Annotated in this window: 18 protein-coding genes; 4 read left to right on the forward strand and 14 right to left on the reverse strand. The window is 64.0% G+C overall.

Features of this window, described 5'->3' with window-relative positions:
* The first annotated feature begins 24 nt into the window (after window positions 1-24).
* Together IAE33_RS19370 and IAE33_RS19375 are read left to right on the forward strand one after the other, a co-directional pair.
* On the forward strand, window positions 25-1038 hold the full coding sequence (locus IAE33_RS19370; RefSeq protein ID WP_028631827.1) for an extracellular solute-binding protein: 1014 nt from the start codon (window positions 25-27) through the stop codon (window positions 1036-1038).
* A complete protein-coding gene (locus tag IAE33_RS19375; RefSeq protein WP_028631828.1) occupies window positions 1038-2603 on the forward strand; it encodes an ABC transporter permease in 1566 nt (521 codons plus the stop codon). The genes IAE33_RS19370 and IAE33_RS19375 overlap by 1 nt, the downstream gene beginning before the upstream one ends.
* A gap of 428 nt (window positions 2604-3031) precedes the next feature.
* Here the strand turns inward: IAE33_RS19375 and IAE33_RS19380 are convergent, their stop codons facing one another.
* The 12 genes from IAE33_RS19380 to IAE33_RS19435 form a co-directional block, all read right to left on the reverse strand.
* Window positions 3032-4966, reverse strand: a complete 1935-nt coding sequence (locus IAE33_RS19380; protein ID WP_201164691.1) for a methyl-accepting chemotaxis protein — start codon at window positions 4964-4966, stop codon at window positions 3032-3034.
* Window positions 4967-5181: 215 nt separating this feature from the next.
* Window positions 5182-6474 carry an adenylosuccinate synthase gene (locus IAE33_RS19385; RefSeq protein WP_060480686.1) on the reverse strand — a complete coding sequence of 431 codons (1293 nt, stop codon included), beginning with the start codon at window positions 6472-6474 and terminating at the stop codon, window positions 5182-5184.
* 55 nt (window positions 6475-6529) lie between these two features.
* Window positions 6530-7717, reverse strand: a complete 1188-nt coding sequence (locus tag IAE33_RS19390; RefSeq protein ID WP_201164692.1) for an ATP phosphoribosyltransferase regulatory subunit — start codon at window positions 7715-7717, stop codon at window positions 6530-6532.
* Between the two features lie 287 nt (window positions 7718-8004).
* Window positions 8005-8874 carry a protease modulator HflC gene (gene hflC, locus IAE33_RS19395; RefSeq protein WP_028631832.1) on the reverse strand — a complete coding sequence of 290 codons (870 nt, stop codon included), beginning with the start codon at window positions 8872-8874 and terminating at the stop codon, window positions 8005-8007.
* Window positions 8874-10064 carry an FtsH protease activity modulator HflK gene (hflK, locus tag IAE33_RS19400; RefSeq protein WP_201164693.1) on the reverse strand — a complete coding sequence of 397 codons (1191 nt, stop codon included), beginning with the start codon at window positions 10062-10064 and terminating at the stop codon, window positions 8874-8876. Before hflK ends, hflC begins: the two co-directional genes overlap by 1 nt.
* A gap of 96 nt (window positions 10065-10160) precedes the next feature.
* Complete coding sequence (gene hflX, locus IAE33_RS19405) at window positions 10161-11462, reverse strand: ribosome rescue GTPase HflX (RefSeq protein ID WP_201164694.1); 1302 nt, start codon at window positions 11460-11462, stop codon at window positions 10161-10163.
* A gap of 12 nt (window positions 11463-11474) precedes the next feature.
* On the reverse strand, window positions 11475-11735 hold the full coding sequence (gene hfq / locus IAE33_RS19410) for an RNA chaperone Hfq (protein ID WP_060480687.1): 261 nt from the start codon (window positions 11733-11735) through the stop codon (window positions 11475-11477).
* 94 nt (window positions 11736-11829) lie between these two features.
* Window positions 11830-12801 carry a tRNA (adenosine(37)-N6)-dimethylallyltransferase MiaA gene (gene miaA / locus IAE33_RS19415; RefSeq protein ID WP_201164695.1) on the reverse strand — a complete coding sequence of 324 codons (972 nt, stop codon included), beginning with the start codon at window positions 12799-12801 and terminating at the stop codon, window positions 11830-11832.
* Between the two features lies 1 nt (window position 12802).
* On the reverse strand, window positions 12803-14698 hold the full coding sequence (mutL, locus tag IAE33_RS19420; RefSeq protein WP_201164696.1) for a DNA mismatch repair endonuclease MutL: 1896 nt from the start codon (window positions 14696-14698) through the stop codon (window positions 12803-12805).
* Window positions 14695-16125 (reverse strand): N-acetylmuramoyl-L-alanine amidase, encoded by a 1431-nt coding sequence (locus IAE33_RS19425; protein WP_028631838.1) that lies wholly within the window; start codon window positions 16123-16125, stop codon window positions 14695-14697. Before IAE33_RS19425 ends, mutL begins: the two co-directional genes overlap by 4 nt.
* Before the next feature lie 11 nt (window positions 16126-16136).
* Window positions 16137-16610 (reverse strand): tRNA (adenosine(37)-N6)-threonylcarbamoyltransferase complex ATPase subunit type 1 TsaE, encoded by a 474-nt coding sequence (gene tsaE / locus IAE33_RS19430; RefSeq protein ID WP_201164697.1) that lies wholly within the window; start codon window positions 16608-16610, stop codon window positions 16137-16139.
* Window positions 16598-17458: an NAD(P)H-hydrate dehydratase gene (locus IAE33_RS19435; RefSeq protein ID WP_028631840.1), complete on the reverse strand. Its 861-nt coding sequence runs from the start codon at window positions 17456-17458 to the stop codon at window positions 16598-16600. The genes tsaE and IAE33_RS19435 overlap by 13 nt, the downstream gene beginning before the upstream one ends.
* A gap of 64 nt (window positions 17459-17522) precedes the next feature.
* On the opposite strand from IAE33_RS19435, the gene queG reads away from it, so the two are divergent.
* On the forward strand, window positions 17523-18587 hold the full coding sequence (queG, locus tag IAE33_RS19440) for a tRNA epoxyqueuosine(34) reductase QueG (RefSeq protein ID WP_201164698.1): 1065 nt from the start codon (window positions 17523-17525) through the stop codon (window positions 18585-18587).
* A gap of 38 nt (window positions 18588-18625) precedes the next feature.
* Here the strand turns inward: queG and IAE33_RS19445 are convergent, their stop codons facing one another.
* Window positions 18626-19237 carry a trimeric intracellular cation channel family protein gene (locus tag IAE33_RS19445; protein ID WP_028631842.1) on the reverse strand — a complete coding sequence of 204 codons (612 nt, stop codon included), beginning with the start codon at window positions 19235-19237 and terminating at the stop codon, window positions 18626-18628.
* Window positions 19238-19317: 80 nt separating this feature from the next.
* Window positions 19318-19860, reverse strand: coding sequence for an oligoribonuclease (gene orn / locus IAE33_RS19450; RefSeq protein ID WP_201164699.1), 543 nt, complete (start codon window positions 19858-19860; stop codon window positions 19318-19320).
* 142 nt (window positions 19861-20002) lie between these two features.
* On the opposite strand from orn, the gene rsgA reads away from it, so the two are divergent.
* Window positions 20003-21022, forward strand: a complete 1020-nt coding sequence (gene rsgA / locus IAE33_RS19455; RefSeq protein WP_028631844.1) for a small ribosomal subunit biogenesis GTPase RsgA — start codon at window positions 20003-20005, stop codon at window positions 21020-21022.
* The last annotated feature ends 85 nt before the right edge of the window (window positions 21023-21107 follow it).

Genomic DNA, 21107 nt, shown 5'->3' on the forward strand with positions numbered 1-21107 from the left:
AGCCGTAAGCGAGGAAGTACCCGCATGACGATCCGCCCGCAACCGCTGATGCGCACCCTGGCTGCCGCCGTGCTGAGCCTGGTCATCGGCGCTCCGGCCGCCATGGCAGACGCCCCGGTCACCCTGACCATGTACAACGGTCAGCACAAGGAAATCGGCGAAGCCATCGCCAAGGCCTACGAGGCCAAGACCGGCATCCATATCAATATTCGCAAAGGCAGCAGTAACCAGCTGGCCAGCCAGATCATCGAGGAAGGCGACCGCTCGCCCGCCGACATCATCTACACCGAAGAGTCGCCGCCGCTGAACAACCTGGGCGAACTGGGCCTGCTGGCCAAGATCGACGACGCTACCCTGAACATGCTGCCCAAGGAATATGTGGCCGCCAACGGCAGCTGGATGGGCGTTACCGCCCGTACCCGTGTGGTGGTGTTCAACCCTAAGAAGATCGACGAGAAAGACCTGCCCACCACGGTAATGGACTTTGCCGACCCTGAATGGGACGGGCGCGTCGGCTTTGTGCCGACCAGCGGTGCATTCCAGGAGCAGGCCGTGGCCATCCTCAAGATGCATGGCCGCGAGGCCACCGAAGAATGGCTCACGGGCCTGAAAGCATTCGGCAAGACCTACACTAACAACATGGTGGCGCTGAAGGCCGTTGAAAAAGGTGAAGTGGCTGCGGTGCTGGTGAACAACTACTACTGGTACGCCCTGGAGCGCGAGCGCGGCAAGCTCGACTCCAAGCTGTACTACCTGGCCGATGGCGATGCCGGCAACCTGGTGACCATCTCTGGTGCTGCGGCCGTGAAGGCCAGCAAACACCCCAAGGAGGCACAGGCCCTGCTGAACTGGATGGCCAGCGAAGAAGGCCAGCGGGTGATCACCCAGACCACCGCCGAGTACCCACTGCACAAAGGCATGGTGTCTGACCGCGGCCTCAAGCCGTTCGAAGACCTGCGCCCACCTAAGATCTCGCCAGCCGACCTGGGCAACGCAGAGGAAGCGATCGAACTTGAACGTGAGGTCGGCCTGCTCTGATGACTGCCGCCTTGACCCAGCCGGCGCCGGTACGCTTCGTGCCGCGCCGCAAGCGCCCCTCTGTCTGGGTGGTGCTGCCCGTACTGTTCCTGGTCGCCATGAGCCTGCTGCCCTTGCTCTACGTGGCCATCAAGGCCTGGGAAGCCGGCTGGCGAGAGGCGCTGCACCTGCTGTGGCGGCCCTTCGTATGGGGGTTGATGCGCAACACCCTGCTGTTGATGGTGGGTGTAACGCTGACCTGCATGGTGGTGGGCCTGGCGCTGGCCTGGCTGCTCGAGCGCAGCAACCTGCGCGGCCGCAGGCTTTGGGGGGTAGTGCTGTGCCTGCCCTTTGCGGTGCCATCCTTTGTCAGCAGCTTCACCTGGGTATCTCTGAGTTCGGACTTCGAAGGCCTGGGCGGGGCGATCCTGGTGATGGCCCTGTCAAAGTACCCCTTGGTGTTCTTGCCCGTGGCAGCCACCCTGCGCAACCTCGACACCTCCCTGGAAGAGTCGGCGCGTACCCTTGGCTGCAGCCGCTGGGGGGTGTACCTCAAGGTCACCCTGCCACTGCTGTGGCCGTCGATGCTCGGTGGCGCGCTGCTGATTGCCTTGCACATGCTGGTGGAATTCGGCGCCCTGTCGATCCTCGGTTTGCAAACCTTCACCACGGCGATTTACCAACAGTTCGAACTGGAGTTCAGCAACGCCAATGCCGCCATGCTGTCCGCCGTGCTGCTGGCAATGTGCTTGGTGATGCTGTGGCTGGAACTGCGTGTACGCGGCAAGGCTCGCCATGTGCGCATCGGCCAGGGCGTGGCGCGCCGGGCGCAACCTGTTCGGCTGGGCGGTTGGGCACTGCCCGCGCAGCTGTTCTGCCTGGGCTTGGCGGTACTGGGCAGCGGCATCCCATTGGCGATGCTCGGTTACTGGTTGAGTGTGGGTTCGTCGGCCGCCTTCCCAGTAGCAGCCATCTCCAAGGCGCTGTTCACATCGCTTTCGGTATCGCTGGGCGGCGCGGGCTTCTGCGTGCTGCTGGCATTGCCGATCAGCTTCCTGGTGGTGCGCTACAAAGGCCGCCTGGCCATCTGGGCAGAGCGCCTGCCGTACCTGCTGCACGCCCTGCCCGGGCTGGTGATCGCCCTGACGCTGGTGTTCTTCGCCCTGCACTACGTGCCGGCGCTGTACCAGACGTCGGCGCTGCTGCTGCTGGCCTATGCGCTGCTATTCCTGCCGCTTGCCCAGTCACCCGTACGCACCGCGCTGAACAAGGCCTCGCCGACGCTTGAAGAGGCCGCCAGAACGCTGGGCGCGAGCAGCTTCACGGCATTTTGCAGGGTTACGTTGCCGATCATCTTCCCCGCCATGGCGGCCGCCTTTGCCTTGGTGTTCCTGGATGCCATGAAGGAACTGACCGCCACATTACTGCTAAGCCCGACCGGCATGACTACCCTGGCCACCGAGGTTTGGGCGCACACGGCCAATGTCGAGTTCGCGGCAGCGGCGCCGTATGCGGCGCTGCTGATTGTGGTGTCGGGGTTGCCGGTGTATTTGCTGACTACGCGGATGTATCTGAACAAGGCCTGACCAGCGCACAACGTCAGGCATAGCGCGGCGCGCTCCCACAGTGATTGCGCCAGCTTTGAGATCTTGTGGAAGACAGTTTCATCTACAAGGATTGCGCAATTTTTCTGACTAGCAGTGTGGGTGCCTCTATGGGAGCCTGATTCTGCTGTCTGTCTCGTTGGTGACCTTCTTCGTCTGGTACTTCAGCCGCCAACGCCCCGCAGCCCTGCTGCGACCAAGGCCAGTTGGGCGCTTCCGCCTGACCAGGCGCCTTCACCGGTGAACCCCCATCCTGTGGGAGCGGGTTCACCCGCGAAGCAGGCAGCGCGGTGCATGGCACCGGCTTCGCCGGTGTTCGCGGGTAAACCCGCTCCCACAGTGATTGCGCTAGCTTTGAGATCTTGTGGAAGACAGTTGCTCCCAGGGGTGGCGTGGGTGCCTGGGATAGCTCAGGCACGGAACTGGCCCAAACTTGCCCGCAACTGAGCCGCCAGGTCATCCAGTACCTTGCTGCTGGCGGTGGTCTGCATCACCACCTCGGCCGAGCGCTCCGCCTGGACGTGGATGGTTTCCACCCGCCCCCGCACCGCCTGGGCCCCACTCGCCTGTTGTTCAGCCGCACGGGTAGCCAAACCGATGGCCGCGTGCACCTGCTCCACCGCCGCCTGTACCGACTGCTGACGGCGCTCGTTGTCACGCAGCACCAGCAACCCTTCATTGGCCTTCACCCCCGCCTGGCTGATGGTAGCGACGGCTTCCTTGGCACCCTTCTGCAAGGCGGCGATATGTGCCTGGATGTCCCCGGTAGAGCTCTGGGTCTTGCTCGCCAGGGCGCGTACCTCGTCAGCGACCACGGCGAAGCCCCGGCCCGTTTCACCGGCACGCGCGGCCTCGATGGCGGCGTTCAGGGCCAACAGGTTGGTCTGCTCGGCGATGCCATGGATCACCGTCAGCACCACCTCGATCTGCTCGCTCTGCTTGGCCAGCCTTTCGATTACCTGGGAGCCCGCATCCACCTGGCCGGCCAGGTTCTCGATCAGGCCGGCCAACTGGGTAGAGGTGCGGGTGTTTTCATCGGTCGCCTGGCGGATATCCACCACCTGCTGCAGCGCGGCTTGCATCGCATGGCTTTCGGCCTGGGCCTCGTCGGCCATGCTCGACAAGTCGCGCAGGCTGGCAGCCACTTCATCACGCTGCAGCGCGGCAGCCGCATCGGCACCGGCGTTACGCTGGGCCATGGCGCCGATCTCCACCCCGGTGCGCTGGGCCACCTCACCGGCCTCGCGAACGATGGGCTGCAACTTGTCGACAAAACGGTTCACGGCCGAGGCCATGTCGCCGATCTCGTCACGGCTGTCCATACGCACCCGCTTGGTCAGGTCGCCCTCCCCGGCTGCCAGGTCGTCGAGCGCCGCAATCAGCAGGCGCAGCTTGCTCACCACCCGCCGGCCCAGCACCACGGCCACCACCAGCAATACCCCCAGCCCTACCAGCACCAGGCCCAGGCCAATGCGCCAGCGCAGCTCGCCTGCTGCATCACGAACCGTCTGGGCGGTATTGGCCTGCATCGCGGCGGCGCTGCCTTGCGCCTTCTCCAGGCGCTCGCGCAAGGTCTTGCCGCTGTCGGCTGCAGCGCCCACCAGGCTGTCGCCCACCAGTTGCTCACCACTGGCGATCAATGCAGCGAAACGTTGGTCGAGGGCCGCCAGCTGCTGGTCGATGCCCGCTGTCGACACCCCCATCAGTACCTTGCCGATCTCCGCACCATTGGGGTTGATGGGTGCCTCTACCACATACACAGCCGGGTCGCGGCGGGCCGCCTCGATGACCTTGTCCAGCGCACGCTCACCCTGCCCCTTTTCCATCAGGGCCTGGTTGATGGGGTTTTGCCGGTTCAGGTAGCGGGTCAGGTGCTGGCCCTGGGCGTCGTCGTAGATGACGAACAGCACGTTGGGGTTGCGCTGGGCACGCCGGGCGAAATCGGAAAGCACCGGTACATCGTTGTCCCAGATGGCCCGAGGTGCCACCGAAGCCAGCAGTTCGGCCATATCGTTGGCCGATTCCCTCAGGCTTTTTTCGAGGGTGGCGCGCAGTTGCTGCTGTTCGGCCTGCAGGCGCTCCGAAAGGCCTGCACTCAAGCGCTGGCGGGTACTGCTGGACAACCCGTCAAGGCCGGCGCGGACATCTTGCCCGGCCTGCTCCAGGTCGCCAGTGAGTTGCTGGCTGTCCTGGCCGAGCCGCTCGCTCAGGTCGGCCTCAAGGGCTGTGACTGTGCTTCGCGTGAGGGCAACAGCCACCAGTACCTGCACCAAAAGGGCGATACCCAGGGCCACAAAGACAGGCCGCAAGAGGCGGCTTCGTAACAGTGAGAGGATGGCAGACACGGTGTAACCCTCGTGTTTTCTGGCGCCACTATTTTGATGGCATCGACAGATATTTCTTACAGCAAGGGTTGTGCCGGGGCAGCGGGGATAAGCGCCAAGGTTGAGCAATCTGCGGGCGCGGGTACAGTCGCGCAGAGGCCGCAACAGGCATTGCACAATGAAAAACGCCGCGCCCCCTTGCAGGGACGCGGCGTCAGGTCAACCTGGCAGGCCGATCAGGCGAACGGATGGCGCAACACGATGGTTTCGTTGCGGTCCGGGCCGGTGGAGATGATGTCGATCGGCGCGCCAATCAGCTCCTCGATGCGGGTGATGTAGGCGCGCGCATTGGCAGGCAGTTCTTCCAGGGTCTTGGCACCCAGGGTCGACTCGCTCCAGCCCGGCAGTTGCTCGTACACCGGCTGCAGGCCGATGTAGCTGTCGGCGTCGGTCGGTGCTTCGATCACTTCGCCGTTGGCATCTTTGTAACCTACGCAGATGCTGATGGTGTCCAGGCCGTCGAGCACGTCCAGCTTGGTCAGGCAGATGCCCGAGATGCTGTTGACGTCGATGGCGCGGCGCAGGATGACGGCGTCGAACCAGCCACAACGGCGGGCACGGCCAGTAGTGGAGCCAAACTCATGGCCACGCTTGGCCAGGGTAGCGCCAGTTTCATCGAACAGTTCGGTCGGGAACGGGCCAGAGCCCACGCGCGTGGTGTAGGCCTTGGTGATACCGAGGATGTAGTCCAGGTACATCGGGCCAACGCCGGAGCCGGTGGAAATACCGCCGGCGGTGGTGTTGGAGCTGGTGACGTACGGGTAGGTACCGTGGTCGATGTCCAGCAGCGAGCCCTGGGCGCCTTCGAACATGATGTCCTTGCCGGCACGGCGCAGCTTGTGCAGCTCGGCGGTGACGTCGAGCATCATCGGCTTGAGCTGTTCGGCATAGGCCATGCACTCGTCCAGGGTCTGCTGGAAGTCGATGGCAGGCTCTTTGTAGTAATTCACCAGCTGGAAGTTATGGTAGTCCAGCAGCTCACCCAGCTTGGCGGCGAAACGCTCACGGTGGAACAGGTCGCCCACGCGCAGGCCACGGCGTGCCACCTTGTCTTCGTAAGCGGGGCCGATACCACGGCCGGTGGTGCCAATCTTGGCTTCGCCACGGGCTTTTTCACGGGCCTGGTCCAGCGCCACGTGGTACGACAGGATCAGCGGTGCAGCCGGGGAAATGCGCAGGCGCTCGCGCACCGGTACGCCCTTCTCTTCCAGCTTGGTGATTTCACGCATCAGTGCATCCGGGGCAACGACCACGCCGTTGCCGATCAGGCACTGCACGCCTTCACGCAGGATGCCGGACGGAATCAGGTGCAGAACGGTCTTCTCACCGTTGATCACCAGGGTGTGGCCCGCGTTGTGGCCACCCTGGTAGCGCACTACGGCGGCAGCATGTTCGGTCAGCAGATCGACGATCTTGCCTTTGCCCTCATCACCCCATTGGGTGCCCAGGACGACGACATTCTTACCCATTACATTGGTCCTCATTCACGCAAACTTGGTTGCCGGCCTTTGCCGACGCAGAAACTCACTGGGCCAGCGGCAGAACCTGCCAGCGCCCGTCTTGCTGAATCAATTGCCGATCACAATCCGCTTCGAAGGCAGCACTCAACGGCTGGCCAGGCAGCGCCTGGACCACTCGCTGGCCCTCGTTGCGCAACTGGCAGACTTGCTGCCAGAGGGCCGCATCGCCACTGTCCGGCATCCAGATGCCGCCCGTGGGCAATACGACCTCCGCTCGCCCCAGTGTGACCAGGGTCTTCAAATCCGTGGAGAAACCAGTGGCCGGGCGCGCCCGACCGAAATCAGCGCCAATGTCATCATAGCGCCCACCCTGGGCGATCGATTGACCTTCGCCCGGCACGAACACCGCAAACACCACACCCGTGTGGTAGTTGTAACCGCGCAACTCGCCCAGGTCGAAGTACAGCGGCAGGGCCGGGTAGCGCGACGCCAGGCGATCCGCGATCGCCAGCAGGTCGTCCAGCGCGGCCAGTACGCTGGCCGGAGCACGGCCCAGGCGTACGCGGGCCTCGGCCAGCACCTCGCGGCCGCCGCACAACTCGACCAACGCGCGCAACATGTTGCCCAGGTCCTTGGGCAAGTCGGCGGTCAAGGCCTGCACTTCATCCACAGCCTTGCGCTGCATGGCGTCGAACAGTTGCTGTTCCACAGCGCCGGACAACCCGGCAGCACGGGCCAGGCCGCGGTAGATGCCCACGTGGCCCAGGTCCATGTGCACGTCGGGCACATCGGCCAGTTGCAGCGTGGCCAGCATCAGGCTGATGATTTCGACGTCACTGGTGGGGCTGGCATCGCCGTACAGCTCTGCGCCCAACTGGATCGGGCTGCGCGAGGTGGACAAGGCCCGCGGCTGGGCATGCAGCACGCTGCCGGCGTAGCACAGGCGGCTTGGGCCTTCACGGCGCAAGGTATGGGCATCGATGCGTGCCACTTGCGGGGTGAAGTCGGCGCGGAAGCCCATCAGGCGGCCGGACTGCGGGTCCACCACCTTGAAGGTGCGCTGATCCAGGTCCTGGCCGGCGCCGGTGAGCAGCGACTCCAGGTACTCGATATGCGGGGTGACGACCAGTTCGTAGCCCCAACTCTGGAACAGGTCCAACACCTGGCGCCGCGCGATTTCAATGCGCGCAGCCTCAGGTGGCAGTACTTCCTCGATGCCATCTGGCAGCAGCCAGCGGTCTACCGTTGCCATTACGCCATTTCCCCTCTGGTCCGGGCGGCCGCCCGCAGGCCAGCCGTCAGTAAAGCCGGTATCGCGCACAGCAACGGGCAGCACTGATCCCAGCGCAGCCACCGTACCCGATACCCTCGAATTGCCTTGCGAGCTGAGCAAACCGTCAACCGGCGCGTGCCAATCAACCTTGCAGACGCAAAAAAGCCGGGAAATTTCCCGGCTGACTCATGATACACCCGTTTTCATTCAGGATGCACCCCGCCAGGCGTTTTAGCTGCCAGGCGGGGCACCAACCCGAGCGAGCCTCAGGGCCGGCTCTTGTCCATGAAGCGGAAGAACTCGTTCTTCGGGTCCAGGACCAGTACATCGCTCTTGCTCGAGAAGCTGTCGCGGTACGCTTGCAGGCTACGGTAGAACGCGTAGAAATCGGCGTCCTGGGTGTAGGCCTTGGCGTAGATGGCAGCGGCCTGGGCATCACCGTCACCGCGGGTTTCCTCGGCCTCACGGTAGGCCTCGGCCAGCAGTACGCGGCGCTGGCGATCAGCGTCGGCACGGATGCCTTCTGCCAACTCGTTACCCTTGGCGCGGTGCTCGCGGGCCTCACGCTCACGCTCGGTGCTCATGCGGTCAAACACACTGCGGTTGACTTCCTTCGGCAGGTCGATGGCCTTGACGCGAACGTCGACAACCTCGATACCCAGCTCCTTGTTGGCCATGCGGTTAAGCGAAGCGGTGATGTCTGCCATCAACGCGTCACGCTCACCGGACACCACCTCGTGCAGGGTGCGTTTACCGAACTGGTCACGCAGGCCGCTTTCCAGGCGACGGGACAGGCGCTCGTCGGCGATCTGCTTCATGCCGGAAGTGGCGGTGTAGAAGCGCTCGGCGTCCTTGACGCGCCATTTGGCGTACGCATCGACCATCACCGCTTTTTTCTCCAGGGTCAGGAACCGCTGGGTGGGGGCGTCGAGGGTCATGAGGCGTGCGTCGAACTTGCGCACCTGGTTCACGTACGGAATCTTCACGTGCAGGCCAGGCTGGACATCCGCCTGGACCACCTTACCGAAGCGCAGCAGCACTGCCCGTTCGGTCTGGGCCACGATGTAGAAGCTGTTCCAGGCCACAATACCCAGTACCACAGCGACGATCAGGGCGATCAGCGATCGGTTGCTCATCAGCGGCTCTCCCTAGTGCGCAGCGGTTGCTGTTGCTGTTGCGTGTCCTGCGCCGCACGGGCGGCGGCTGCATCATTCGCCGACGATACGCCGCTGCTTGGCGCGGCGGGGTTGCGGCTGCCTTCGACCATCTTGTCCAGTGGCAGGTAGAGCAGGTTGTTCTGCCCGTCCTTGGTGGCCACCATGACTTTGCTCGAGTTGCTGTAAACCTCTTGCATGGTCTCCAGGTACAGGCGCTGGCGGGTCACGTCAGGCGCCTTGTGGTATTCGGTGACCAGCTTGACGAAGCGGTCGGCCTCACCTTTGGCACGGGCAATGACTTCGTCGCGGTAGCCGTTGGCGTCCTCGATGATGCGCTGGGCCTGACCACGGGCCTCGGGTACCACGCCATTGGCGTAGGACTCGGCCTGGTTGCGGGCACGTTGCTCGTCTTCGCGGGCACGGATCACGTCATCGAAGGCTTCCTGCACTTCACGCGGGGCTGCCGCGCTCTGTACGTTGACCTGGGTCACGGTGATGCCGGTACGGTAGTTGTCGAGGAAGCGCTGCAGGCGTTCGCGGATATCCACGGCCATCTGTTCACGGCCTTCGGTCAGCACCTGGTCCATCGAAGTGGAACCCACCACATGGCGCAGGGCACTGTCGGTCGCGTGCTGCAGGCTCACCTCAGGCTGGTCGACGTTGAGCACGAAGTCCTGCAGGTTGGTGATCTTGTACTGCACGGTCAGCGGCACTTCGACGATGTTCTCGTCCTCGGTCAGCATCTGGCCCTGCTTGGTGTAGGCACGCTCACGCGTGACGTTTTCCATGTACTTGCGATCGATAGGCGGGAAGTAAATGTTCAGGCCGGGGCCGACTGTTTCATAGTACTTGCCGAAGCGCAGCACCACGGCCTGCTCCTGCTCGTCGACCACGTAGACAGCGCTATACAGCCAGATGGCAGCCAGCACAGCCAGGCCGATGCCCAGCAGGCCCAGGCCACCACCCTTGCCGACATTGCGGTCACCGCCGCCGCCACGTTTTTTATTACCGCCGAACATGCCATTCAGGCTGTCCTGCAGTTTGCGGAAGGCCTCGTCCAGATCCGGTGGCCCTTTTTTGTCACCGCCACCGCCGCCGCCACCATTACCGCGGCGACCGCCCCAGGGATCCTGATTGTTCGAGTTGCCACCCGGCTCGTTCCAAGCCATAGCGCTCTCCATCTGATAAAGCAAAGACGCGCCCACGGCGCGCCGTCCAATGCTACAGAATGCCTGTCATTGCTGCCCGGCGACGTCGACGAGCATTTATTGCAAAGTGTGTTGCTCGACAAACACTTGCGGCTCCATGCCTTCCCGGCTGACCAGGCGGTTGAGCTCGACCCGGGGCAGCCGCACACTCAGCAGGCTGCGCCCTTCTTCATCATGCGCTTCACTCTGCACCGCGCCCAGGTCAAAGAATTGCGCGCGCAAGCGGGCAAAACGCTGCTCCAGGCACAGGGTGCCAACAAACAGATCATCGCCGAGCAGCTCGGCAATCGCCTGGCCAACCAGCTCCAGGCCACGCCCATCGCGTGCCGACACCCAGACCCGCTCGGGTTTGCCGTCGGCATTGCGCTGGATCTGCGGCTCGACATCTTCAAGCAGGTCGAGTTTGTTATACACCTCGAGGATCGGCAAGCCTTCGGCGCCAATCTCTCCCAATACCGCCAGCACCTGCTCGATCTGCTCCATGCGCTCGGGCTCATGGGCATCGATGACGTGCAGCAGCAGGTCGGAGTTGCTCGACTCTTCGAGCGTAGCCCTAAAAGCCTCGACCAGCTTGTGCGGCAAGTGGCGGATAAAGCCCACCGTGTCGGCCAATACGATTGGCCCCAGGTCGTCCAGTTGCAGGCGGCGCAGGGTTGGGTCGAGCGTGGCGAACAGCTGGTCGGCGGCGTACACCTCGGACTGGGTCAAGGCGTTGAACAGCGTGGACTTGCCGGCGTTGGTGTAGCCCACCAGCGAAACCGAGGGGATGTCTGCCCGCTTGCGGCCGCGACGCGCCTGCTCACGCTGGCTGCGCACCTTTTCCAGGCGTGACTTGATTTGGCGTATGCGCACCCGCAGCAGGCGGCGGTCGGTTTCCAGCTGGGTTTCACCCGGCCCGCGCAGGCCGATACCACCTTTTTGCCGCTCAAGGTGCGTCCAGCCGCGTACCAGACGGGTACTCATGTGCTCCAGCTGGGCCAGTTCGACCTGCAGCTTGCCTTCATGGGTACGCGCCCGCTGGGCGAAAATATCGAGGATCAGCCCGGTGCGGTCGAGCACACGGCACTCGAACACGCGCTCGAGGTTGCGCTCCTGGCTGGGCGTAAGGGTGTGATTGAAAATCACCAGGTCTACCTGTTCGGCATGGACCAGGTCGTGCAATTCCTCGACCTTGCCACTGCCAATCAGGTATTTGGCGGAAGGCTGATGCCTTGTCACCGTGACCAGCGAGACGATGTCGGCTCCTGCCGACAGCGCCAGCTCCTGAAACTCCTGCGGGTCTTCACGCGCCTCAGGGTTCTGACCTTCCAAGTGAACGAGCAAGGCCCGTTCACCACCACCGTGGCGCTCAAAGAACAATGCAGGCTCCTATCAGGCGTTGCCTGGCTCGCTGTCGCCGTTCTCGGAATCGGACGGGCTTGGCAGACGAACCGGACGGGCAGGTACGACAGTGGAAATGGCGTGCTTGTAGACCATCTGGCTGACGGTGTTTTTCAGCAGTACCACGAACTGGTCGAAGGATTCGATCGAACCCTGCAGCTTGATACCGTTGACCAGGTAGATCGAAACCGGAACCTTTTCTTTTCTCAAGGTGTTCAAGTAAGGGTCTTGTAGCGAATGCCCTTTTGACATATGCCGCACTCCTGTAAGGATAAATAATTGGAAAATCTGAAAAAACGATAAATTGGGCCGCCCATCGCAAGGATAGACGGCAATCTGCAGGGACTCAGCTCAATATGGAGATGGCCCCAAGGTATTTCAAGGTGCGGGACAGATTGTCGCAGGCAAGGCTGTCGAGCCACTGCACGCCCGGCCAGCCACGCAACCAGGTGAACTGCCGCTTGGCCAGCTGCCGGGTGGCAATGATACCGCGCTCGCGCATCTCATTCTCATCCAGTGTGCCGTCCAGGTAGTCCCAGACTTGCCGATACCCCACAGCCCGTATAGACGGCAACCCGGCGTGCAAGTCACTTCTGGCTCGCAGCATTCGGACCTCGTCGACAAAGCCCTGTTCCAACATCTGTGAAAATCGTAACGCAATTCGGTGATGCAGAATGTGACGATCTGTAGGCGCTATCGCCAAACTCGCGACAGTATAGGGCAAATGGCCGCCCGCGCCTGCGTCTGCGCCGCTACTTTCAGCCAATTGACGCTGGCGATGGGCCGTCATGCTCTGGCCGCTGACCCGGTACACCTCAAGCGCCCTGATCAACCGCTGAGGGTCGTTGGGGTGAATGCGGGCAGCTGATTCCGGGTCGACCTCGGCCAGTTGCCGGTGCAGCGCCGCCAAGCCCTGCGCCTGCGCCAGGGCTTCCAGCTCGGCGCGCACCTGGGCGTCCGCTGCCGGCATGTCCGCCAGGCCGTCGATCAAGGCTTTGTAGTAGAGCATGGTGCCGCCCACCAGCAGCGGGATGTTGCCCCGCGCGGTGATCTCGCCCATGACCTGAAGGGCGTCGGCGCGAAACTGCGCCGCCGAGTAGCTTTCGGCAGGGTCGCGAATATCGATCAGATGGTGCGGGTGAGCCGCCAGCACGGCCTTGGACGGCTTGGCCGAGCCGATGTCCATGCCCCGGTATACCAACGCCGAATCAACGCTCACCAGTTCACAGGGCATGACCTTGCTCAGCTCGATGGCCAGGTCGGTCTTGCCGGACGCCGTCGGGCCCATCAGGAAGATTGCAGGGGGCTTGCCACTCATGTCATCGGCCGCGCAAAAAGAGTTTGTCCAGGTCATCCAGGCCCATCTGCGTCCAGGTAGGGCGCCCGTGGTTGCACTGGCCGCTGCGCTCGGTGTTTTCCATGTCACGCAGCAGGGCGTTCATCTCCGGGATCGCCAGGCGCCGGTTGGCACGCACGGCACCGTGGCAAGCCATGGTGCCGAGCAGTTCGTTGAGGTGCGCCTGAATGCGATCGCTGGTGCCGTATTCCATCAGGTCGGCCAGTACGTCCTGTACCAGGCGGTTGGCCTCCGCCTGCTTGAGCAGTGCCGGGATCTGGCGAATCGCCAGGGTTTCCGGGCCAAGGCGCTGCAACTCGAAGCCCAACCGCTGGAACCATTGGCCATGTTCCTCGGCGCAGTCGGCTTCGCGCTGGCTCAAGGCCAGGGTTTCGGGCACCAGCAACGGCTGGCCGCTGAGGCCTTCGCTGGCCATGGCCACCTTCAGCCGTTCATACATGATGCGTTCATGGGCTGCATGCATGTCCACCAACACCAGGCCGACCGCGTTTTCGGCCAGGATGTAGATACCCTTGAGTTGCGCCAGGGCATAGCCCAGCGGCGGAATATCACCCTGGCTCTCCGGCAGTGCGGCAGGCGCAGTGGCGCCTTCGGCCAGCGGCTTGTAGAACTCGCGGTACACCGCCTGTGCCTCAGCGGCGGGCAACGGCTGCGACGGGCGCGGCGTGTACGGGTACTGGTAGCCGGCGCCGCTGCCCCCGTTGCTGAACGACGGCTGGGCACGGGGTAGTTCCAGCACCGCAGCTGCCAGGCGCATTTCACCTTGCGGGCCGAATTCGCCAGCCTGCTGGCCGGTGGGGCGCACAACCTCGGGCAAGGCAGCCGGGGCAGCCAACTGGTCCTCTGGCCGCACATCGGCCAGGGCGCGGTGCAAGGTGCCGTAGAGGAAGTCGTGCACCGAACGCCCTTCACGGAAGCGCACTTCGTGCTTGGTGGGGTGCACGTTGACGTCGACGCCGTTGGGCTCAAGCTCAAGGAACAGCACGAACGTGGGGTGCCGGCCATTGAACAGCACATCACGGTAAGCCTGCCGTACGGCGTGGGCCACCAGCTTGTCGCGGACCGCACGGCCATTGACGAAGAAATACTGCAGGTCGGCCTGGCTGCGCGAGAACGTCGGCAGCCCAACCCAGCCCCACAAGCGCAGCCCGTTGCGCTCTACCTCGATGGGCAGTGCCTGCTCCATGAAGCCAGGGCCACAGATGGCGCCCACCCGCCGCGCACGGGCCGTTTCGTCATGGGCCTCGTGCAGGCTGAGAATGCTCTTGCCGTTGTGGCGCAGGTGGAAGGCAACATCAAAACGCGCCAGCGCCAGGCGGCGCACCACTTCCTGCAGGTGATCGAACTCGGTTTTTTCGGCCTTGAGAAACTTGCGCCGGGCCGGCGTATTGAAAAACAGGTCGCGCACTTCCACCGACGTGCCCACCGGGTGAGCCGCCGGCTGCACCCGCGGGGTCATCTCACGGCCTTCGGTTTCCACCTGCCAGGCTTCGCTGGCACTGGCGGTACGCGAGGTGAGGGTCAGGCGGGCAACGGAGCTGATCGAGGCCAGCGCCTCGCCCCGAAAGCCCAGGCTCAGCACCCCTTCGAGGTCTTCCAGTTCGCGGATCTTGCTGGTGGCGTGCCGTGCCAGCGCCAGCGGCAGGTCGTCGGCAGAAATCCCGCCCCCGTCATCGCGCACCTTCAACAACTTCACGCCGCCCTGCTCCACCTCCACGTCGATACGACGGGCCCCGGAGTCCAGGCTGTTTTCCAGCAGTTCCTTGGCGACCGAGGCAGGCCGCTCGACCACCTCACCCGCCGCAATCTGGTTGGCCAGCCGCGGGCTGAGCAGCTGGATGCGTGAACCGCCACTCATTGCGAGGCCAACGTGGTAGCAGGGATATCCAGGCGCTGGCCCACCTTCAGTTCATCGGTCTTCAGGCTGTTGGTGTTGCGCAGGCTGCTCACACTGACCTGGTAGCGCACAGCCAGCATGGCCAGGGTCTCGCCGGGGCGCACCGTGTGCTCACGTGGGCCCTGGGCGATCTTGCCGCTGTCACGCAGCCAGGCGATATAGGTGCCTGGCGGCGGGTTTTGCTGGAAGTACTGGCGCACGCCGGTATGGATCGAGCGGGCAAGTGCCTGCTGATGACTGCGGGTCGACAGCTTGGCGGCCTCGGCATTGTTGGAGATGAACCCTGTTTCCACCAGAATCGAAGGGATGTCGGGCGACTTCAATACCATGAAGCCCGCTTGCTCGACCCGCTGCTTGTGCAGCGACGTGATACGCCCCATGTTGCCCAGCACCTTCTGCCCCACGTTGAGGCTGGAGCTGAGCGTGGCGGTCATCGACAGGTCCAGCAGTACACCTGCCAGCATGCGGTCCTTGTCATCCAGGCTGACGTTGCCTGCCCCCCCGATCAGGTCGGAGCGGTTTTCCGTGTCGGCCAGCCAACGTGCGGTTTCGGACGTGGCGCCACGGTCAGACAACGCAAACACCGATGCGCCGAAGGCAGCACGGGACGGCGCGGCATCGGCATGGATCGAAATGAACAGGTCGGCGCCTTTCTTGCGCGCGATTTCGGTTCGTTTGCGCAACGGGATGAAATAATCGCCCGTACGCGTCAGCTCGGCCCGGAAGCCCTTTTCGGCACTGATCTGGCGTTGCAGCTCGCGGGCGATCTGCAGCACGATATCTTTTTCATGCTGACCACTGGACCCGGACGCGCCAGGGTCTTCGCCGCCGTGACCGGCGTCGATGGCGACCACGATATCGCGCTTGCCACTGGGTACCGGCGGTAACTTGATGGCAGGCTGCGTGGGCGTCACCGGCACAGCCGGGGTGGTTGCCGGCGCCTGCACCGGTGGTGGAGCCGGCGGCGGCGCAGTGGCGGCGATGGCGTCGGCTTCCTGGTCATACAGGTCGACCACCAGACGGTTGCCATACTGCGCGTTGGGCGCCAAGGTGAAGCTCTTGGGGGTGACCGACTTTTTAAGGTCGACCACCACCCGCAAATCGGTAGGGGTACGCTGGGCAGAGCGCACGCTGCTGATTGGCGTGTTGGAGGTGGCAACCTTCAACGGGGCGGCCAACGTCGCACCATTGATATCGATAACCAGCCGGTCCGGTGCGCTCAGGGTAAAGACGCTGTGCTGCACGGGGCCAGACAGGTCGAAAACCAGCCGTGTGTTGTCCGGCGCGCGCCACAGGCGCACGCTCTTGACTTGAGTGACGGCCAGAGCGTCAACGGTCACCGTTGTCAGCAGCAGCCCAACGATGGCGACCAGTGCGCGTATGCGCATACCTACCCCACTTACTGTTTATAGTGTTCGGCCAGTGCCACGCACCAGGCCTCGCCGCGAGCCCCCTGCGGCGACAGGTCAAGCGAGCGTCCGCCAGCTTGGGGGCTTATGGTAATGGTCAGGTCGGGCTTTGGCAAAACGCCCGCACCCTTTTGTGGCCACTCGAACAGGCACAGTGGGTCCCCCTCGAAATAGTCACGAATACCCATGAACTCAAGCTCCTCTGGATCGACCAGCCGATAAAGGTCGAAGTGAAAAGCTCGGACATCACCGATCTCGTAGGGTTCGACAACGGTGAACGTCGGGCTTTTCACTGCACCAGTATGGCCCAGGCCACGGATCAGGCCACGTGACAACGTGGTCTTGCCCGCCCCCAGGTCCCCTTCAAGAAAAATCACACCGCAGCCACCGGTGACAGTAGCCAGGTGTGCGCCGAAGGCGACAGTGGCCGCTTCGTCGGCCAGAAACAGGTTTAAGCCAGGCACGCGCTGTGCTCCTCCAACAAATAACGAATGACAGGTATCAGGTCACTGGCTGCCAGCCCCCGGCCTTCACTGCCCAGGCGTTCACCGGCACGGGCGTGCAGCCACACCCCTAGCCCTGCGGCTTCCCAGGCGCTCAGGCCCTGCGCCAGCAGCGCGGCCAGCACGCCACTGAGTACATCGCCCAGGCCAGCGCCGGCCATGGCCGGGTGGCCACGGTCGCAAAGCATCAGTTGCCCATCCGGGTCGGCCACCAAGGTACCGGCGCCCTTCAGCACGCACACGCTGTTGTAGCGCCGCGCCAGTTTGCGCGCAGCCCCCGGCCGGTCGGCCTGCACCGCTTCGGTAGAAATGCCCAGCAGCCGCGCAGCCTCCCCCGGGTGCGGCGTGAGCACGCTGCCGCTGGGCAGCGCCAGGGGCGCACTGGCCAGCAGGTTCAGGGCGTCGGCATCCCATACCTGCGGGCGGTCGGCATTGGCCACCGCCGACAGCAGGCTGCGCCCCCACCCCGCCTGCCCCAGGCCAGGGCCCACCACCAGCACCGAGGCGCGCTCCAGCACGCCCATCAGCTGGTTGGCCGACTGCACCCCTAGGCACATGGTTTCAGGCAGGCGGGCGAGGCCTGCGGCAACGTGCTCCGGGCGCGTTGCAAGGCTGACCAGCCCTGCCCCGCAGCGCAGCGCCGCCTCGCCGGCAAGCAGCACAGCGCCCCCGGTGCCCAGGTCGCCGCCTACCACCAGCACATGGCCGAAGTCGCCTTTATGGGCCTGCGCAGGCCGCGGCGGCAGGTGCGCGACGGTGAGGCTGCTGAGCAGCTGCGGGGCAGGGTTTGGGTGTTTGGTCTGTGGCATGGGGTCAAAAGCTCCAATGTCTGGCAGAATTATACGCACCTGAGCCCGTATTGCTTGCCCATCCATGCCCGCCTCCACACCCGACCTCGAACAGTTGGCCCAATCGATCAAGATGTGGGGCCAGGAACTCGGCTTTGCCCACGTAGGCATCGCCGGGGTCGACCTTGGTGAACACGAACACCACCTGCAGCGCTGGCTTGATGCTGGCTACCAGGGCGAGATGGAATACCTGGGCGCCCATGGCAGCAAGCGCGCCCACCCCGAGCAGTTGATCCCCGGCACGGTACGGGTGGTGTCGCTGCGCATGGATTACCTGCCTGGCGACACGCAGATGGCGCAGCGCCTGGCCCAGCCCGAAAAAGCCTACGTCTCCCGCTATGCCCTGGGCCGCGATTACCACAAGCTGGTGCGCAAGCGCGTGCAGTTTCTGGCCGACCGCATCCAGGAGGCCATCGGCCCGTTCGGTTACCGGGCCTTTGTCGACAGCGCCCCGGTGCTGGAAAAAGCCCTGGCCGAACAGGCCGGGCTGGGCTGGATTGGCAAGAACACCCTGCTGCTCAACCGCAAGGCCGGCAGTTACTTTTTTCTTGCCGAACTGTTCGTCGACCTGCCGCTGCCGGTGGACCCGGCCACCACCAGCGAGCACTGCGGGCGCTGCCAGGCCTGCCTGGACATCTGCCCGACCCAGGCTTTCGTCGGGCCGTACGTGCTGGACGCGCGCCGTTGCATCTCCTACCTCACCATCGAGCTGAAGGGCCCGATACCGGTGGAGCTGCGCCCCATGATGGGCAACCGGGTATTCGGGTGCGACGACTGCCAGATCGTGTGCCCCTGGAACCGCTTTGCCAAAGCCACCCGCGAGCAGGACTTCCAGCCACGCCATGGGCTGGAGAATGCCGAACTGGCCGAGATGTTTCTGTGGGACGAGAAAACCTTCCTGCGCAAGACCGAGGGCGGCCCCTTGCGCAGGGCGGGGTACGAGCGCTGGCTGCGCAACCTGGCAGTGGGGCTGGGCAATGCGCCGTCGACGATCCCGGTGATCGAGGCGCTGAAGGCACGCCGTGACGATGGCTCGGAGCTGGTGCGTGAGCATGTGGCGTGGGCATTGGCCCGGCACCACATTCAATAGCCCCGTGCCCAAGCCTGCGGCATCAGGCCTGAAATGGCCTATTGCTGGTCGTTGTAGTGGAACTTGGGCATTTCCCAGTGAAAACGGATGGCTAGCAACCGCACCAGGAACCCGCCGAACAAGGTCAGCAGCATCGCCTGCTCGGCTGGCACGTTGAAATACACGCACCCCAGGTAGAACCACGCGGCTGCGAACGACACACTGGCATACAGCTCGCGGCGGAAGACCAAGGGGATATCGTTGCAGAAGATATCCCTCAAAATCCCGCCGAACACCCCGGTGATGACCCCGCTGATCGACGCCACCAACATGCCCTGCCCCATTTCCAGGGCAGTCATGCAGCCGATCAGCGTGAACGCCACCAACCCCAGGGCATCGAGCACCAGAAACAACGAGCGCAGGCGGCGCATCATCGGTGCGATGAAGATGGTGAACAGTGCCGCGCAACTGGTAAGCACCAGGTATTCAGGGTGCTTGACCCAGGTCAGCGGGTAATGGCCAAGCAGCACATCCCGTACCGAGCCGCCGCCCAGTGCCGTCACGCAGGCAATCAGCACCACACCGAACCAGTCCATGCCACGACGCCCGGCAGACAGCGCGCCCGTCATCGCTTCAGCGGTGATGGCGATCAGGTAAAGCATCAACAACATGAAGCACGTTCCTTGAAGCGGCAAGTGGCAAGTGGCAAGCGTTAGGCGGCAAACGCCGCCTTCGGTCTGCTGGCTGATGCTCAGAACTTGATGAAGTGCTCGCGATAGTGGCGCAGCTCGGCGATGGACTCGCGAATGTCGTCCAGTGCCAGGTGGGTGCCGCCCTTGACGAGGCTATCGCGCACCTCTGGTGCCCAGCGTGCGGCGAGCTCCTTCAGCGTGGACACGTCCAGGTTGCGGTAGTGGAAGTAGTTTTCCAGGTTGCGCATGTGACGGTAAAGGAAGCGGCGGTCCTGGCAGATGCTGTTGCCGCAGATCGGCGACTTGCCCTTGGGCACCCACTGTTCGAGGAAGGCGATGGTCTGCGCCTCGGCCTCGGCCATGCTGACCGTGCTTTCGCGCACCCGCTGGGTCAGGCCCGAAGCGCCATGGGTACGGGTGTTCCAGTCGTCCATGCGCGCCAGCACCTCATCGCTGTGGTGGATGGCGATCACCGGGCCTTCGGCCAGGGTATTCAGGTCGCTGTCGGTGACGATGGTGGCCATCTCGATGATGACATCGCTGTCCGGATCCAGGCCGGTCATTTCCAGGTCGATCCAGATCAGGTTCTGTGGGTTTTGCATGGGGCGCTCCTCGAATAGGCGCTCATTTTAGCCCAGACGCCCCGGTACCGGTCAAAAAGCCAAGCGCACAGGCCGTGGGGCCGACGTGCTAGACTGCCTGCCGATTTCAACGCCCCGCGTGGGGCTCTCCTACGGAGCGTTCATGGCCAAACGCCAGCTCAACCGCCGTCAGAACTGGCGTATCGAAAAAATCCAGAACGAACGCGCTGCCCGTGCAGCCAAGCGTGAGCAGCACGTGCTGCACGAACTGGAAGGTGGTGACCTGGGGCCGGAACAACTGGGCCTGGTAATTGCGCACTTTGGCGTGCAGGTCGAAGTGGAAGCCCAGGACGGCGACACCGCCGGCCAGGTGTTCCGCTGCCACCTGCGGGCCAACCTGCCAGCACTGGTGACCGGCGACCGGGTAGTCTGGCGGGCGGGCAACCAGGGTATCGGCGTGATCGTGGCGCAGATGCCTCGCAGCACCGAGCTGTGCCGGCCCAACAACCATGGGCAGCTGAAGCCGGTGGCGGCCAACGTCGACCTTATCGTCATCGTCTTCGCACCCGCCCCCGAGCCACACCCCAACCTTATCGACCGCTACCTGGTGGCCGCAGAACACGCAGGCCTGCGTCCGTTGTTGCTGCTGAACAAGGCGGACCTGATCGACGAACAGAACGGCCCCGGCCTGCACCAGTTGCTTGAGGTGTACCGCGAGCTGGGCTACCCGCTGCTGGAGGTATCCGCGCACCAGGGCGACGGCATGCAGCGCCTGCAGCAGACGCTCGACGGCCACATCAGTGTGTTCGTTGGCCAGTCGGGCGTGGGCAAGTCTTCCCTGGTCAACAGCCTGCTGCCCGATGCCGGCACGCGCGTGGGCGACCTGTCGGAGTGGTCAGGCCAGGGCACCCACACCACCACCACCGCCCGCCTGTACCACTTCCCCAATGGCGGTGACCTGATCGACTCGCCGGGCATCCGTGAGTTCGGCCTGGGTCACGTCAGCCGTACCGACGTGGAAGAGGGTTTCATCGAGTTCCGCGACCTGTTCGGTACTTGCCGCTTCCGCGACTGCAAGCATGACCGCGAACCGGGCTGCGCACTGCTCAAGGCCCTGGATGACGGGCGTATCAAGCCGCAGCGCATGAACAGCTACCGGTCGATCATTGCCAGCCTGACCTAAGGTAGATGCTCTCGCCGTGGTAGTTGCGCTGGCCGTGAGACCGAGCGCCGCCCGCGCGGCGCATCGCGAGCTTTGCTCGCTCCTA

It is taken from the genome of Pseudomonas sp. S60, assembly GCF_016647865.1.
Classification (GTDB): Bacteria; Pseudomonadota; Gammaproteobacteria; order Pseudomonadales; family Pseudomonadaceae; genus Aquipseudomonas; species Aquipseudomonas parafulva.